Source organism: Pseudomonas oryzihabitans (assembly GCF_001518815.1).
In the GTDB taxonomy this organism is placed as follows: Bacteria; Pseudomonadota; Gammaproteobacteria; order Pseudomonadales; family Pseudomonadaceae; genus Chryseomonas; species Chryseomonas oryzihabitans_E.
Map to the genome: position 1 here is coordinate 321,193 of NZ_CP013987.1, position 15,672 is coordinate 336,864.

Annotated in this window: 16 protein-coding genes; 9 read left to right on the forward strand and 7 right to left on the reverse strand. The window is 66.2% G+C overall.

Going from position 1 to position 15,672, the window contains the following annotated elements:
* Positions 1-70: 70 nt before the first annotated feature.
* Complete coding sequence (locus tag APT59_RS01460; protein WP_059316800.1) at positions 71-985, reverse strand: LysR family transcriptional regulator; 915 nt, start codon at positions 983-985, stop codon at positions 71-73.
* A gap of 112 nt (positions 986-1,097) precedes the next feature.
* Here APT59_RS01460 and APT59_RS01465 point away from each other — a divergent pair, with 112 nt between their 5' ends.
* On the forward strand, positions 1,098-2,078 hold the full coding sequence (locus APT59_RS01465; RefSeq protein WP_059313233.1) for an aldo/keto reductase: 981 nt from the start codon (positions 1,098-1,100) through the stop codon (positions 2,076-2,078).
* A 65-nt stretch (positions 2,079-2,143) separates the two neighbouring features.
* Entirely contained in the window at positions 2,144-2,296 is a 153-nt protein-coding gene (locus tag APT59_RS22515; protein ID WP_167348550.1) for a hypothetical protein, read from the forward strand.
* A gap of 99 nt (positions 2,297-2,395) precedes the next feature.
* On the opposite strand, the gene APT59_RS01470 is transcribed toward APT59_RS22515, so the two are convergent.
* The 3 genes from APT59_RS01470 to APT59_RS01480 are packed head-to-tail and all read right to left on the reverse strand — an operon-like array spanning position 2,396 to position 4,496.
* Positions 2,396-3,376 (reverse strand): DUF3618 domain-containing protein, encoded by a 981-nt coding sequence (locus tag APT59_RS01470; RefSeq protein ID WP_059313234.1) that lies wholly within the window; start codon positions 3,374-3,376, stop codon positions 2,396-2,398.
* A complete protein-coding gene (locus tag APT59_RS01475) occupies positions 3,373-3,786 on the reverse strand; it encodes a phage holin family protein (RefSeq protein WP_059313235.1) in 414 nt (137 codons plus the stop codon). Before APT59_RS01475 ends, APT59_RS01470 begins: the two co-directional genes overlap by 4 nt.
* The gene (locus APT59_RS01480) at positions 3,783-4,496 is read right to left on the reverse strand and encodes a hypothetical protein (protein WP_237140560.1); all 714 of its coding nucleotides are present in this window, start codon (positions 4,494-4,496) and stop codon (positions 3,783-3,785) included. Before APT59_RS01480 ends, APT59_RS01475 begins: the two co-directional genes overlap by 4 nt.
* Positions 4,497-4,868: 372 nt before the next feature.
* Between APT59_RS01480 and APT59_RS01485 the strand changes: the two genes are divergently transcribed.
* Entirely contained in the window at positions 4,869-5,399 is a 531-nt protein-coding gene (locus tag APT59_RS01485) for a Dps family protein (RefSeq protein ID WP_059313236.1), read from the forward strand.
* On the opposite strand, the gene APT59_RS01490 is transcribed toward APT59_RS01485, so the two are convergent.
* Positions 5,381-6,634, reverse strand: coding sequence for a XylR family transcriptional regulator (locus APT59_RS01490; RefSeq protein WP_059313237.1), 1,254 nt, complete (start codon positions 6,632-6,634; stop codon positions 5,381-5,383). The two genes, APT59_RS01485 and APT59_RS01490, sit on opposite strands and share 19 nt — an antisense overlap.
* Before the next feature lie 184 nt (positions 6,635-6,818).
* Here APT59_RS01490 and xylA point away from each other — a divergent pair, with 184 nt between their 5' ends.
* From xylA to APT59_RS01510, 4 genes are all read left to right on the forward strand, one after another.
* Positions 6,819-8,135 carry a xylose isomerase gene (gene xylA, locus APT59_RS01495; protein ID WP_059313238.1) on the forward strand — a complete coding sequence of 439 codons (1,317 nt, stop codon included), beginning with the start codon at positions 6,819-6,821 and terminating at the stop codon, positions 8,133-8,135.
* Between the two features lie 117 nt (positions 8,136-8,252).
* Positions 8,253-9,254 carry a D-xylose ABC transporter substrate-binding protein gene (xylF, locus tag APT59_RS01500; protein ID WP_059313239.1) on the forward strand — a complete coding sequence of 334 codons (1,002 nt, stop codon included), beginning with the start codon at positions 8,253-8,255 and terminating at the stop codon, positions 9,252-9,254.
* A 63-nt stretch (positions 9,255-9,317) separates the two neighbouring features.
* Complete coding sequence (xylG, locus tag APT59_RS01505) at positions 9,318-10,874, forward strand: D-xylose ABC transporter ATP-binding protein (protein WP_059313240.1); 1,557 nt, start codon at positions 9,318-9,320, stop codon at positions 10,872-10,874.
* The gene (locus tag APT59_RS01510) at positions 10,874-12,010 is read left to right on the forward strand and encodes a sugar ABC transporter permease (RefSeq protein WP_059313241.1); all 1,137 of its coding nucleotides are present in this window, start codon (positions 10,874-10,876) and stop codon (positions 12,008-12,010) included. The genes xylG and APT59_RS01510 overlap by 1 nt, the downstream gene beginning before the upstream one ends.
* Positions 12,011-12,517: 507 nt before the next feature.
* Here the strand turns inward: APT59_RS01510 and APT59_RS01515 are convergent.
* On the reverse strand, positions 12,518-12,802 hold the full coding sequence (locus tag APT59_RS01515) for a hypothetical protein (protein ID WP_059313242.1): 285 nt from the start codon (positions 12,800-12,802) through the stop codon (positions 12,518-12,520).
* Positions 12,803-13,071: 269 nt separating this feature from the next.
* Here APT59_RS01515 and APT59_RS01520 point away from each other — a divergent pair, with 269 nt between their 5' ends.
* Together APT59_RS01520 and APT59_RS01525 are read left to right on the forward strand one after the other, a co-directional pair.
* Positions 13,072-14,391, forward strand: a complete 1,320-nt coding sequence (locus tag APT59_RS01520; protein ID WP_059313243.1) for a Na+/H+ antiporter family protein — start codon at positions 13,072-13,074, stop codon at positions 14,389-14,391.
* Between the two features lie 69 nt (positions 14,392-14,460).
* The gene (locus APT59_RS01525) at positions 14,461-15,402 is read left to right on the forward strand and encodes a GNAT family N-acetyltransferase (protein WP_059313244.1); all 942 of its coding nucleotides are present in this window, start codon (positions 14,461-14,463) and stop codon (positions 15,400-15,402) included.
* Here APT59_RS01525 and APT59_RS01530 read toward each other — a convergent pair.
* Positions 15,399-15,629: a DUF2934 domain-containing protein gene (locus APT59_RS01530; RefSeq protein ID WP_059313245.1), complete on the reverse strand. Its 231-nt coding sequence runs from the start codon at positions 15,627-15,629 to the stop codon at positions 15,399-15,401. The genes APT59_RS01525 and APT59_RS01530 overlap by 4 nt on opposite strands.
* Positions 15,630-15,672 lie beyond the last annotated feature (43 nt).

Consider the following 15,672-nt stretch of genomic DNA (forward strand, 5'->3'; position numbering starts at 1 on the left):
CGGGCTCCTTGGTCGTGGAATCAACGGGCGTCGTCAGGGGACCCCTGGGCGCGCCGGTTGGTTCGCCCGTTCAAGGATGGCGCTCGGTCCAGGTCTGGCGCAGGGCCTCGATCAGCTGGCGCAAGCCTGGCGGGGGCTGGCGTCGACTCGGGTAGTAGATGCACAGCGGCGCGCCGGGGGAAGCCCAGTCTGGCAGCACCTGCTCCAGGCGCCCGTCGCGCAGTTCCCCGGCCACTCGCCATTCCAGGCAGTAGGCCAGCGCCAGGCCGTCGAGGGCGGCCTGGATCGAGGTCTCGGTCTCGTTGACCGTGAGAGGCCCTGGCACGTCCAGGGTCCGGGTCGTGACGCCGCTGCCCAGCTCCCAGCGATAGAGGGTGCCATTGCCCAGTCGCAGGCGTACGCAGCGATGCTCGGCGAGATCCTCCGGCTGTCCGGGCCGACCGTGGCTGGCCAGATAAGAGGGCGCGCCCACCACGATCCAGCGCAGTTCGTCGGTGAGCGGCAGGGCGACCATGTCCTGGGGCACGGTGTCGCCATAGCGGATGCCGGCGTCGAGGCCATCGGCGACGATGTCCACCGGGCGATCTTCGACGCTGATGTCCAGTTGCAGTTGCGGATAGGCCGCCAGCAGCCGGGGCAGGGTAGGGGTCACCAGCAGACGCGCCGCATCCCGCGGAACGCTCAGCCGCAGCCGGCCCACCGGGGCGTCGCGGTGCTGGTCCAGCTCGCCCAGGGCATCGCCGATGAGGGCGAAACCCTGCTCGAGCTTTTCCGCCAGCGCAGCGCCCGCCAGGGTGGGCACTACCGAGCGACTGGTGCGGTTGAGCAGCTTGACCCCCAGGCGGGTCTCCAGCTGACGTAGCGCATGACTCAGCGCCGAGGTGGTCACCCCCAGTTCGATGGCGGCCTGGCGGAAGCTGCGGCGGCGGACCAGGGCGACGAAGACGTTGAGATCGGCCAGTTCGCCGCGATTGAGGGTCGGCATGAGCGGGACTCGCGCGATAAGGGTCAAGAGTTCGTTGAGCCCCATTCAACGCCTTTTGAATTAGCCTCACAAGGTTAATCCTTCCGACTGGCGTCTTCGCCTGGAGATCTCTATGAGTGAAACCCTGCGCATCCCGGGTATCGACACCCCCGTTTCCCGCATCGGCCTTGGCACCTGGGCCATCGGTGGCTGGATGTGGGGCGGCACTGACGAGGCCCGTTCCATCGAGACTATTCGTGGCGCCGTGCATGGCGGCATCAACCTTATCGACACGGCTCCGGTGTACGGCTTCGGTCGTTCCGAGGAAATCGTCGGCAAGGCCCTAGAAGGCATCCGTGACCAGGCGGTGATCGCCACCAAGGTCGCCCTGGAATGGCCGGACGAACAGGTGCGGCGTAATGCCAGCGCGGCACGCATCCGCCAGGAGGTGGAGGATTCACTGCGCCGCCTGCGGACCGATCGCATCGACCTCTACCAGGTGCACTGGCCCGATCCCCAGGTGCCCCATGAAGAAACCGCTCGCGAACTGGAGCGGTTGCGGCAGGAGGGCAAGATCCTCGCCATCGGCGTGAGCAACTATTCGCCCGAGCAGCTGGAGGCCTTCCGCCAGTTCGCCAACCTTTCCACGGTGCAGCCGCCCTATAACCTGTTCGAGCGTGCCATCGAGGCCGATGTCCTGCCCTATGCCCAGCGTCACGGCCTGGTGGTGCTGGCCTATGGCGCCCTGTGCCGCGGGCTGCTGTCCGGGCGCATGAACGCGGAGACCCGCTTCGACGGCGACGACCTGCGCCAGGGCGATCCCAAGTTCCAGCCGCCGCGCTTCGCCCAGTACCTGGGAGCCGTGGAGGCCCTGACCGCCTTTGCCCGCGAGCGCCATGGCAAATCGGTGCTGGCCCTGGCGGTGCGCTGGATCCTCGATCAGGGACCGACCATCGCGCTCTGGGGCGCCCGCAAACCCGAGCAGTTGCAGGGGTTGGACGAGGCCTTCGGCTGGCAGCTGTCCACCGAGGACCTGGCCTCCATCGACGCCATCCTCGCCGAGCACGTCAAGGACCCCGTGGGGCCGGAATTCATGGCGCCGCCCTTGCGTTGACCTGCGGTAGGGCACCCTGGCCCCGCCCCGTTGCCTAAAGGATTCAGCCACAAGAGGTGAGCATCATGGCCAAGCGCGACGATCTCGACCACAAGCCGGAAAACGCTGGCAAGGTCGGCGAGACCCACAAGGAACTCAATCAGGGCGGCGAAGAACAGCGTCCGGAAAATCACCAGCGGCCCGAGCAGTCCAAGGAAAATCCAGATCCGGGCTACTAAGACCGCGATGATCGACACAAAAAAGGCGCACCGATCCAGACCGGTGCGCCTTTGCTTTTGGTGCTGGGGTCGTTCCCTGACCCCGACGGTGTCGTCTTGTTAGAGGCTACGCGGGGTGGCCATGCCGCTTTCGTCGCCCACCGCACCCGGTGTATTGCCTGTGGCTGCCGTCCGCCCGACGTTCATGCCCGCCGTGGCCTGGGTAGCGCCCAGGGTGCTGCCGGTGCCTGCCGCCGGTGAGCCGGCCATGGATTCGACTCCGGCATCGGGATCGTTGCCCAGGTTCCTGGGTTTAGCCTGGTCGCCATCGTCATGATTACCCTGACGAGCCCCGTCGGCCACTTCCCGGCCGGTGGCCTTGACCTGCTCGTAGCCACTGCTGGCCACCTTCTTCGCCTTCGACGTGAGCTTGTCACTGTGTTTGCCCAGGGCGCGGTTTTCAGTCTCGGTCCGCGGCAGCGAGGCACCTAGTAGAGCACCGAGCGCGATGCCCAGGGCCCCTACCACCAGGGGCTGTTCACGCAGCAGGGTATCGAAGGTGCCCTTGAGCTGTTGCGCCTGGGCGCCAAGGGCATCCTTGGTCTGCGCCGCCGTATCGGCCAGTCGCTCGCCGGTTTCGGAAGCCTTAGCCGACACCTGATCACTCAGACCAGCGACCTTGTCGCGTGCATCATGACTGCCCCGATTCAGTGAATCGCGGGTATGCCCGGCGCCCTCGGTGACCGACCCCATGGCCCGGCCCAGGCTTTCACTGACACCGGCCAGCTTGTCCTTGAGCGGACTGCCTGCACTGGCAGGGGCCGGACTGCGGTTCTGCCCGAGCGCCAGCCACAGGAGGCCTACCGAGGTGAGCACCGCCGGTACGGGATTGGCCTTCAGGGTATTGCCCAGGTTATGAGCGAATTCGCCGCTGTGGCCCTTGGTGTAGGACAACGCCTGATCGAACAGCTGACCGGGTGAGAGACGGCTTTCCAGCGCCCCTACCAGGTCTTCGATATGCCCGCGCTTCTGATCGATTTCCCGTTCAAGTTCTTCGGGATTCTTTTGGGACTCGTGGTCGACTTGATTGGCGATGCTCATTGCGCGGCTCTCCGTACGGCGTCCTTGTCCTTCTGCAGGCTGTTGACGGTGCGATCAGGGGTGAAGTGGGCCGGCTCGAACTGCTTCTTGCCCGACTGCAGCATGATGAAGCCGATCACCATGACCACGGCGCCCACCAGCAGGGCGGCAGCCCAGGGCGTCAGGTACTGGGAGAGGAAGTAGACGACGCCCATGAGCAGGACGATGAAGCCGGCCAGCAACACGATGGCTCCGGCCGCCACGCCGGCGACGCCGGCCTTGGTGGTGCGCAGGGATTCGCCCAGTTCGGCCTTGGCCAGCGCCAGTTCCTTGGTGAACAGCGCCGGGACCTCTTGGACCAGTTGCTTGACCAGGCCGACGACCGAGGTATCGCCCTCGGTGGGCCGCGGAGTGGGATTCTCGTTGATCATGGCTGCTTGTCTCCGCTCAGAGTGGGGCGATCCAGTTGGCTGGATGCGGTACCGGTGGTCAGGCTGCTGTCGCTACGGGCCGGGTTGATCGCCGCGCCGCCAATGGGGTCGCCGCCGCGCGTCGTGGTTGGCGTATGGACGTCAGGACCCTTGGGAATATTGCTGGTGTGGATGACATCGGCACCGGCTGCCGGCTCCACCAGTTCGTTTTCCGCTGCCACTGACGGCGTGGTCAGCGAAGGCACCTCGTCCGGGCCGCTGGTGCGGTGAGTACTGTCAGTGTCCGGCTGGCTGGAGGCCTTGAGAAAGCGCGACAGGCCAAAGCCGATGGCGATGCTGCTGGTGAGAAACAGGGCCGGGTTGTCCCGGGCCAGGGTGCCGGCCTGATGCAGCAACTGCTCGGCGCTCTTGCCCCGGAGGTCTTCCGCCAGTCCAGTCAGGCTCTGCGCCATGTCACTGACATAGTGCGCCAGGCCCAGGGTGTCCTTGTCTTCGAGTTCCTCGGCGGCGGCCTGAGCGCTCTGGGCGATCGCACCAAGCTGATCGGCTGCGGTATCGCGGTAGTGTTCATAGTGCGCGGCGCCTTCTTGCTTGGCGTCCTGCACCGTGTCCCGAGCGACATCTTTCAGGTCGTGCAGATGGGCTTCGGCCGAAGAGCCTTCCGTGGCCTGGGAACGGGATCCGTTCGGCGTATCAAGGGGATTCGTCATACTTGAGTACCTGTTGCAGAACCTTGTAGTGGCCGGCAGAGAACTCTCGGCGACCGTTCGTGTGCCTTACCTTTAAGGTGACCGGGCGGAAGGACGCGCAGTTCGCGCCAGGTGGTCGTTTAATGGCACAACGGACAAACGGCTTTACCTACAGGGCTAGCTACAAGCGTAGCGGCAAGCCCCGGCATGGCCTCTAGGGCGGACAATGAAACGCAGTCGCAACGGTGGCGACCATTCGTCTTGCCCATGATGGCGATACAGGAATTCGATGAACGATTTTTCCTTTGCCGGGGTCGATTTCCACAGACGTTGATGTTCGCGCCACTACTGCGAACCCCCTTTTTTCTTTCACGTCCTGACAGGAGATCTCTCATGGCCGTTGCCAATGCCAAGCAAGAACTCAAGACCGTTTCTAACGTCAAGCAGAAGGCTCATCAGGGCGAAGACGCCACCCTGCAGAACCAGCAGGCCGTAGGTGAAGCCCTGGCCGTGCTGCTGTCCGATGTCTTCGCGCTGTACATCAAAACCAAGAACTACCACTGGCACATGAAGGGCTCGCACTTCCGCGACTACCATCTGCTGCTGGAAGAGCAGGCCACCCAGCTGTATGGCATCACCGACCTGATCGCCGAGCGTGCGCGCAAGATCGGTCAGCCCACCGTGCGCTCCCTGGAGCAGATGGTGCAGCTCAAGCGCCTGGCCAGTAGCGACGCCACCGACCTGTCGGCCGATCAGATGCTGACCGAGCTGCATGATGACAACCAGTCGCTGGCTGCCTACATGCGCACCACCCACACCCTGACCGACGACGCCAACGACGTCTCCACCACCAGCCTGCTGGAAGAGTGGATCGATCAGGCCGAAGAGCGTGCCTGGTTCCTGGGTCAGACCGTCGGCAAATAAGCCACGGTCGCTTCCTGAAAGCCCGTCTCCGGACGGGCTTTTTCATGGGCATCTTTCAGCGCCACGGGGCGCTGCTGATACTGTCGCGGCGTACAGCCGAATTCGCGGCGAAACACCGAGTGCAGGTACTGCGCCGAGGTGAAGCCGCAGCGCCGGGCGACCTCGGCCAGGCTCGGCGCCCCTTCCTGCAGGGCGACCGCGGCCGCGGCCAGCTTGAAGCCGAGAATTTCGTCATGGACGCTGCGGCCCAGCTCGCGGCGAAAGGACATCTCCAGCGCTGACCGGGAGATGCCCACGTAGCTGGCCACCTGGGCGGTCTTGATGCCCTGGCAGGCGTATTGGCGAATGAAGTGCAGGGCGCGCATCACCTGGGGATGGCGCACCGCCTGATGACGACTGGAGGCCTGGATGTTGATTCCTTCGGGCGGGATCAGCACCCGTGGTGCGCCGAGTTCGACGCCGTGCAGCCGCTGATGCAGCAGTCGCGCGGCCTCGCGGCCGATGGCCTCGGTGCCCTGGATCACCGAAGTCAGGGGCACCCGGGTCAGGGTCCGGGCCAGGGGGTCATTGTCGATACCCACCAGCGCCACCTGTTCCGGTACCGGGATGTTTGCCGTGAGGCAGGCCTGCAGGAGCTGCCGGGCCCGGGCATCGGTGACGGCCAGGATGCCCACCGGCTTGGGCAGCGCCTGCAGCCAGGCGATCAATTGTTCCACGGCCGTGTCCCACAGCGGGGCACTGGTTTCCAGGCCGCGATAGATTTCCACCGGCAGGCCATCGCGGCGGAGCAGGGCGGCAAAGGCCGCCTCGCGTTCGCCGGCCCAGCGATTGGTGTCGGCGGCCGGCAGGCTGAAGCAGGCGAAGCGGGTCAGCCCGGCTTCGATCAGGTGATCGTAGGCCAGCCGCACCAGGGCGGCGTTGTCGGTGGCGACATAGGGAATGCCGGGCGGGTAGTCGCCTGGCGCGGCATAGGAGCCGCCCACGGCCACCACCGGCAACTCGCTGTTCACCAGGGCGGCGCTCACCGCCGGGTCGTCGAAGTCGGCGATGATGCCGTCCCCCTGCCAACGCTCGATGCCCTTGAGCCGGCAGAGGAAATCCTCCTCCAGGAACAGATCCCAGCGCGCGCGGGTGCCGCTCAGGTAGTTGCCGATGCCGGCCAGGATGCCGCGATCGTAGATCTTGCTGCCGTTGAACAGCAGGGCGACACGGTGCACGGGCGGCTGGCTGGGCATGGCGGATTTCCGGCAGGAAGCGCGGGTGGGGCTCCAGACTACGACCGGCGAGCCCGCCCCTCAAGCAGCAAAATCGCACCTGGCCCTGGTGATTTTCACAATAGGCAGCCCAGGTGGCGGCGCTACCATCGACGCAAACCGGTACGCCGTATCGGGTGCGCTAGATAAGAACAAGGACAACGCCATGGCTTATTTCCCCAATGTCGAGAAGGTCCGCTACGCCGGGCCCGACAGCGATTCCCCGCTTGCCTTCCGTCACTACGAGGCCGACCGCCTGGTCATGGGCAAGCCCATGCGCGAGCACCTGCGGATGGCGGTCTGCTACTGGCACACCTTCGTCTGGCCGGGTAGCGATGTCTTTGGTCAGGGCACCTTCCAGCGGCCCTGGCAGGCGGCGGGTTCGCCCCTGGAACAGGCGCGCGCCAAGGCCGCCGCGGCCTTCGAATTCTTCAGCAAGCTGGGCGTGGACTACTACTGCTTCCACGACACCGACGTCGCCCCCGAAGGCGCCAACTTCACCGAGTACCGCGAGAACTTCGCCCGCCTGGTGGACGAGCTGGAACGTCACCAGAGCGAGTCCGGCCTCAAGCTGCTGTGGGGCACCGCCAACTGCTTCAGCCATCCGCGCTACGCCGCCGGCGCTGCCAGCAACCCCGATCCAGAAGTCTTCGCCTGCGCGGCCACCCAGGTCTGCACCGCGATGAACGCCACCCACCGCCTGGGCGGCGAGAACTATGTGCTGTGGGGCGGTCGCGAAGGCTACGAGACCCTGCTCAACACCGACCTTGCGCGCGAGCGCGAGCAACTCGGCCGCTTCATGCAGATGGTGGTGGAACACAAGCACCGCATCGGCTTCAAGGGTGATCTGCTGATCGAGCCCAAGCCCCAGGAGCCCACCAAGCACCAGTACGACTACGATGTGGCCACCGTCTTCGGCTTCCTGCAGCAGTTCGGGCTGGAGAAGGAGATCAAGGTCAACATCGAGGCCAACCACGCCACCCTGGCCGGCCATAGCTTCCAGCACGAGATCGCCAGCGCCGTGGCCCTGGGCGTCTTCGGCAGCATCGATGCCAATCGCGGCGATCCGCAGAACGGCTGGGACACCGACCAGTTCCCCAACAGCGTCGAGGAGATGACCCTGGCGATCTACGAGATCCTCAAGGGCGGCGGCTTCACCCGCGGCGGTTTCAACTTCGACGCCAAGGTGCGCCGCCAGAGCCTGGACGAGGTGGACCTGTTCCACGGCCACGTAGCGGCCATGGACACTCTGGCCCTGTCCCTGGAACGCGCCGCAGCACTGCTGCAGGACGACCCCCTGGGCAAGTTCAAGGCCGAGCGCTATGCCGGCTGGGAGCAGTCCCTCGGCCAACGCATCCTGGGGGGCCAGCTGAGCCTGGAACAACTCGCCGAACACACCTTCAGCCAGGGCCTGGCGCCCCAGCCGGTGAGCGGTCGCCAGGAAATGCTCGAAGGCGTCGTCAACCGCTATCTGTATCGCTAGCGGCCGCGAGAGCGGGTCGGCAGAAATGCCTGCCCGACCCGCTTGTGCAAGACCGCTGAATCGTTACACTCGAACCCGTTCGCCTGCTCCACAACAACAATAACCAAGGACGCCATCATGAACTTCAAGACGACCCTGCTCGCCGGTCTGCTCGCCCTGTGCACCACCGGTTTCGCCCAGGCCGATGCCCAGCATCCCAAGATCGGTTTTTCCATCGACGACCTGCGTCTGGAGCGCTGGGCCCGGGACCGCGACTATTTCGTCGCTGCCGCCGAGCAACTCGGGGCCAAGGTCTATGTGCAATCCGCCGACGCCAACGAGCAGCGCCAGCTGTCGCAGATCGAGAACCTGATCTCCCGCGGCGTGGACGCCATCGTCATCGTGCCCTTCAACGCCACGGTGCTGAACAACGTGGTGGCCGAGGCCAAGAAGGCCGGGGTCAAGGTGATCTCCTATGACCGCCTGATCCTCAACGCCGACATCGACGCCTATATTTCCTTCGATAACGAGAAGGTCGGCGAGATGCAGGCCAATGGCGTGCTCAAGGCCCAGCCCAAGGGCAACTTCTTCCTGCTCGGCGGCGCGCCCACCGACAACAATGCCAAGATCCTCCGCCAGGGCCAGATGAAGGTCCTGCAGCCGGCCATCGACAAGGGCGACGTCAAGGTCGTCGGCCAGCAGTGGGTCAAGGAGTGGAACCCGACCGAAGCCTTGGCCATCGTCGAGAACGCCCTGACCGCCAACGACAACAAGATCGACGGCATCGTCGCCTCCAACGACGCCACCGCTGGCGGCGCCATCCAGGCCCTGGCCGCGCAGAAGCTGGCCGGCAAGGTGGCCGTGTCCGGCCAGGACGCCGACCTCGCCGCCATCAAGCGGGTGATCGCCGGGACCCAGACCATGACCGTCTACAAGCCGCTCAAGCTGATCGCCTCCGAGGCGGCCAAGCTGTCGGTGCAACTGGTGCGCAACGAGAAGCCGGCCTTCAACTCCAGCTACGACAACGGCACCAAGAAGGTCGACACCCTGTTGCTCACGCCCACCGAGCTGACCAAGGACAACGTCGACCTGCTGGTCAAGGACGGCTTCTACACCCAGGCCCAGATCGACGGCAAATAACCACTGGCCACCGGCTGGTCGCCTGACGCCTGGCGTCGGGCGGCCCCTGGGCAAGGAGCGGCCATGGCCGACTATCTGTTGGAAATGCACGGCATCGCCAAGAGCTTTGGCGGGGTGCGGGCGCTGGACGGCATCGACCTCAAGGTGCGTCCGGGCGAATGCGTAGGGCTGTGCGGCGAGAATGGCGCCGGCAAGTCCACCCTGATGAAGGTGCTCTCGGCGGTCTACCCCCACGGCACCTGGGAAGGCGAGATCCGCTGGGACGGGCGGCCGCTGGAAGCCCAGTCCATCGCCGAATCCGAGGCGGCCGGCATCGTCATCATCCATCAGGAACTGACCCTGGTGCCGGATCTATCCGTGGCCGAGAACATCTTCATGGGCCACGAACCGCGTCGCTTCGGCGGGCGGCTGGACTATCCCACCATGCTGCAGCGCTCGGCCGAGCTGATGCGCCGGCTCAAGGTGCCGGACATGAACGTGGCCCTGCCGGTCTCCCAGTACGGCGGCGGCCTGCAGCAACTGGTGGAGATCGCTAAGGCGCTGAACAAGAACGCCCGGCTGCTGATCCTCGACGAACCGACCTCGGCGCTGACCACCTCCGAGATCGCCGTGCTGCTGGACATCATCCGCGACCTCAAGGCCCAGGGCGTGGCCTGCGTCTACATCTCGCACAAGCTCGACGAGGTGGCGGCCATCTGCGACACCATCACGGTGATCCGCGACGGCAAGCACATCGCGACCACGCCCATGGCCGAGATGGACATCGACCGCATCATCACCCAGATGGTCGGCCGCGCCATGACCAACCTCTACCCACAGATTCCCCATGAAATCGGCGAGGTGATCTTCGAGGCGCGCCGCTTCACCTGCCTGGACGTCGACAATCCCCAGCGCAAGCGCGTCGACGACGTGTCCTTCGCCGTGCGCAGCGGCGAGATCCTCGGCATCGCCGGGCTGGTGGGGGCCGGGCGCACCGAACTGGTCTCGGCCATCTTCGGTGCCTACGACGGCCGCTACGAGGGCGAGGTCTGGCTCAATGGCCAGCGCATCGACACCCGTACCCCGCTGAAATCCATCCGCGCCGGACTCTGCCTGGTGCCGGAGGATCGCAAGCGCCAGGGCATCATTCCCGACCTGGGGGTGGGCTCCAACATCACCCTCACGGTGCTGGACAGATTCGCCCACCTGAGCCGTATCGACAGCGAGGCGGAACTGTCCTGCATCGACGCCGAGATCGCCCGGCTGCAACTCAAGACCAGCAGCCCCTTCCTGCCCATCACCGGCCTTTCCGGCGGCAATCAGCAGAAGGCGGTGCTCGCCAAGATGCTGCTGGCGCGGCCCAAGGTGCTGATCCTCGACGAGCCCACCCGCGGAGTCGACGTCGGCGCCAAGTTCGAGATCTACCGGCTGATCGGCCTGCTGGCCGCCGAGGGCGTGGCCATCGTCATGGTCTCCTCGGAGTTGGCCGAGGTGCTCGGCGTTTCCGACCGGGTGCTGGTGCTCGGCGAAGGCCGGCTGCGCGGCGATTTCCCCAATGAGAATCTGACCCAGGAGCGGGTACTGGCCGCCGCCCTGGGCACCACCGAACGGGCGGTCGCCCAAGCCCGGGAGCACTTCTGATGCACGCCGTGAAACAGCTGTTCACCCGTTACAAGATGCTCGCCCTGCTAATCGCCGTGGCCCTGATCTGGCTGTTCTTCAGCTGGCAGACCGAAGGCGGCTTCGTCACCCCGCGCAACCTTTCGAACCTGCTGCGGCAGATGTCCATCACCGGCATCCTCGCCTGCGGCATGGTGCTGGTGATCATCGCCGGCGAGATCGACCTGTCGGTGGGCTCGCAACTCGGCCTGCTCGGCGGGGTGGCGGCGATACTCGACGTCACCTACCACGTGCCCCTGCCGATCACCCTGCTGGCGGTGGCCGCCGGCGGTCTGCTGATCGGCCTGATCAACGGCTACCTCAGTGCCTATCGCGGGATACCGTCCTTCATCGTCGGCCTCGGCGGCATGCTGGCCTTTCGCGGGGTGCTGCTGGGGCTCACCGGCGGCGTCACCGTCGCCCCGGTGTCACCGGAGCTGGTCTACCTCGGCCAGGGCTATCTGCCGCCGGTGGTGGGCAGTGTCCTGGGCGTGCTGTTGTTCGCGGTGGCCGTGGTGCTTACCTGGCGCCAGCGCAGCAAGCGCAAGACCCTCGGCCTCGCCCTGGCGCCGCTGTGGCGCGACGTGCTGCGGGTAGTGGTGATCGGCGTGGTGCTGGTGGCCTTCATCCAGACCCTCAACCGCTACGACGGCATCCCGGTGCCGGTGCTGATCCTGCTGGTGCTGCTCGGGGTGTTCAGCTACATCACCAGCCAGACGGTATTCGGCCGGCGCATCTATGCGGTGGGCAGCAACCTGGAAGCCACGCGGCTGTCGGGCATCAACGTCCAGGCGATCAAGCTCGGCATTTTTGGCCTGATGGGCGTGATGTGCGCCCTGGCCGGCCTGGTCAACACCGCCCGCCTGGCCGCCGGCTCGCCCTCGGCCGGCACCATGGGCGAACTGGACGCCATCGCCGCCTGCTTCATCGGCGGCACCTCCATGCGCGGCGGCTCCGGCACCGTCTATGGCGCCCTGCTCGGTGCCCTGGTGATCGCCAGCCTGGACAACGGCATGTCCATGCTCGACGTGGACAGCTACTGGCAGATGATCGTCAAGGGCAGCATTCTGGTCCTGGCCGTCTGGGTCGACGTCAGCACCCGCACCAGCCGGCGCTGAGCGGGATGGCCAGCGGTGGATGAGGCTGCGCCTTCATCCACCCTACGGCAGGCTAGCTATTGCTCCGAATGACCCCCTCTTCCCTTGGGAGAGGGCCGAGGTGAGGGCGGACGCCTCGTGGCTCGCGGCCATGGGCCGCTCCTACAGGGGAGGCATCCCGCGATCACTCCTCTGTCTGCCTCGCGCTGTGTTGCCCTCTCTCCCTCCGGGAGAGGGCTGGGGTGAGGGCGGACGCCGCGTGGATCGCGGCCACGGGCCGCTCCTACAGGGAATGCATCCCGCGATCACTCCTCTGTCTGCCTTGCGCTGTGTTGCCCCTCTCCCTCAGGGAGAGGGCCGGGGTGAGGGCGGACGCCTCATGGATCGCGGCCATGGGCCGCTCCTACAGGGGAGGCATCCCGCGATCACTCCTCTGTCTGCCTCGCGCTGTGTTGCCCCCTCTCCCTCCGGGAGAGGGCTGGGGTGAGGGTGGCTCGACAGGTGCTTAATCCCACCTGCGACCTCCGCTCAGCTGTCGAACCGCTGAACCCGTGGGCCGCGTTGGCGCAGGTCGGCGAGGCTTTCCGGGCTCAGGGTGCCGATCGCACGATCGAGGTCGCGTTGCAGGTCCTTGATCACGGTGGCCAGGGTGGTGTTGCATTCCAGGTTGCACAGGGGAATGGCCTTGGTGACCGTGACCGCGCGGGCCGTGTCGGTGACGGTGAACAGCAGGGTGCGGTCGGCGCGGCGCGGGACGGCCAGGCAGGAATGCGGGCTGAACGCGGTAATCAGCATATCAATGGCGTTTTGCATGGGCAGCTCGTCCTTGTTGTGACCGTGAAAGCGTGCGACTCAGACGTCCCTGCGCGCTGAAAGGTTCAGTCCAGAGCGATTGCGCGATGCCCCTTTCATCCTATGAGACTGCTCCGGCGCCTGGTCGGTCTTGGTCGCTGACGCAGGTACAGGCAGCTGCCGCCTCCATGCCCAGGGGTAAGCCAGGCGCCGCGCCATCCATCCCTGGCCTTTGACGCCCGCGCCGCGCTGCGGCAGAGTGCGCGCCCTTTCGTGGTGCGGAGATGGCGATGAACGCGGTGGTGGTGGCGGTAGGGCTCATGCTGGTCTTGAGCCTGGCCCGGGTGCACGTGGTGGTGGCGATGATCGCCGGTGCGGTGACCGGTGGCCTGGTGGGTGGTCTGGGTTTGGAAGGCACCCTGCTGGCCTTCAATGCCGGCCTGGGCAACGGCGCCAAGGTGGCGCTCTCCTATGCGCTACTGGGCGCCTTCGCCGTGGCCATCAGCCAGTCGGGGCTGGCGCACATGCTCGCCGATCGGGCGCTGGCGCTGATGGAGCGTCAGGCCGCCCAGGGCGGGCGTTCGCTGCGCTGGGCGCTGCTTGGTCTGCTGCTGGCGGTGTCCATTGCCTCGCAGAACATCCTGCCCATTCACATCGCCTTCATCCCGCTGCTAGTGCCGCCGCTGCTCTATGTGCTGACGCGCCTGGAGCTGGATCGCCGGCGGCTGTCCTGCGTCATGACCTTTGGCCTGATCGCCCCCTACATGTTCCTGCCGGTGGGCTTTGGCAGTCTCTACCTGCACGACATCCTGCTGGCCAGCGTGGCCCGCGCCGGGGTGGACGTCAGCGGCGTCGACCCCAGCCGCGCCATGCTCTTGCCGGCGCTAGGCATGGTGGTCGGCTTGCTGCTGGCGGTGTGCGTCAGCTACCGCCGGCCACGTCGCTACGATCTGGCCCGGGTGGCGCGTATCGAGCGGGCCGACCGCCCCTACAACGGCCGGACCCTGGCGGTGGCCCTGATCGCCGTGGTCGCGGCCTTCGGCGTGCAGCTCTGGCTGGATTCCATGATCCTCGGCGCCCTGGTCGGCTTCGTGGTCTTTACCGCCACCGGGGTGGTGCGCTGGCGGGAGGCGGACGATCTGTTCAGCGAGGGCGTGAAGATGATGGCGGTCATCGGTTTCATCATGCTGACCGCCGGTGGCTTCGCCGAGGTGCTGACCGCCACCGGCCAGATCAACGACCTGGCCGCCACCGCCGCCGCCCTGATCGGCGACAACCGCGCCCTGGGCGCGCTGCTGCTCCTGCTGCTGGGCATGGTGGTGACCCTGGGCATCGGCTCGTCCTTTTCCAGCGTGCCCATCCTGGCCGCCATCCTCGGTCCGCTGTGCCTGCACCTGGGCTTTTCGCCGCTGGCCATCGTCTGCCTGATCGGTACCGCCGGCGCCCTGGGCGATTCGGGCTCGCCGGCGTCGGATTCGACCCTGGGGCCGACCTCCGGTCTCAACGTGGACGGCCAGCACAGCCATATCTGGGACACCGTGGTGCCGTCCTTCCTGCACTTCAGCCTGCCAATGATGCTGTTTGGCTGGGCGGCGGTGCTGCTGCTGTAACCGGCAGTTGCCGCCCGGGCGCAAAGCATCGGCCGGGCGGGTCCAAGGCGTATAGCCCAGGAGCCGCCCATGTCCACCCCCGCCATCCATATCGAACCTCTCACCGAAACCGGCCTGCCCGCCGCCACCGAAGTGGTCCGCCTGGCCTTCGCCACCTGGATGGGCGCCGCCGAACCCGGAGAATTCTGGAACGATCGCGACTATGTGCGCAGTCGTTTCGCCGCGCCCCATACCGCCTGGTTCAAGGCGTTGGATGCCGGGCGACTGGTCGGCGCGGTCTGCGTCACTCGCTGGGGCCGTCACGGCATCCTCGGGCCGCTGGCGGTACATCCTGACTACTGGGACGCCAAGGTGGCCAAGGCGCTGATGGGCGCCGCGGTGGAGCAGCTCGATGCCTGGCAACTGGTGCATGCCGGACTCTTCACCTTTCCCGACAGTCCGCGCCACCTGGGGCTCTACCAAGGCTTCGGCTTCTGGCCGCGTACCCTGACCGCAATGATGGCGCGTCCGGTGCAGACGCAACCGGCACCGCCAGCGCTCAGATTTTCCCTGGCGGCCACGCCCGATCGACTGCTGGCCGCCTGCGCCGAACTGGGCCGGGCCAATGCTCCGGGTCTGGATGTGTCTGCCGAAATGGCTGCCGTGCGCGAGCAGGGGCTGGGCGAGAGTCTGGTGCTGGAAGACAAGGCGGGACGGATGGAAAGCTTCGCCGTCTGCCATTTCGGTCCACGCAGTGAGGCGGGGAGCGGCGTCTGCTATGTGAAGTGCGCTGCTGTCCTGCCGGGAGTGGGGGCGGAGGCGCGCTTCGCACGATTGATCGCCGCCTGCGACGGCCTCGCTCGGGACCATGGCCAGCAGCGGCTGTTGGCTGGCGTCAACACCGCGCGCCGGGGTGCCTACCAGTGGCTGCTGGCCCAGGGCTTTCGCAGCGAGATCCTCGGCATCACCCTGCACCGGGGCGAAGCCCATTACGACCATCCCGAGGTCTGGCTGCTGGACGACTGGCGTTAGGCCTTGGTGCTGTCCTCAGCGGTCTTCTTGCGCGACCGACTGCGGGGCTTGGGCGCTGGTGGCGCGACGCTGCTCTGGATGCCGCCGACCTGGGTCAGGTTGTCGTCGGGCTGATCTTCCAGTTCGCGGTTGGCCTGAAACCAGTGTTCGAAATCCTGGCCATGGGGACGGCCTTCGCGCTCCCAGATTTCATAGGCGCGCTGGCGGATGCGTTCTTCAAGATTCATGCAAAGGACCTCTAATGGAAGGGCAGGGAAGCGCGGCCAAAGG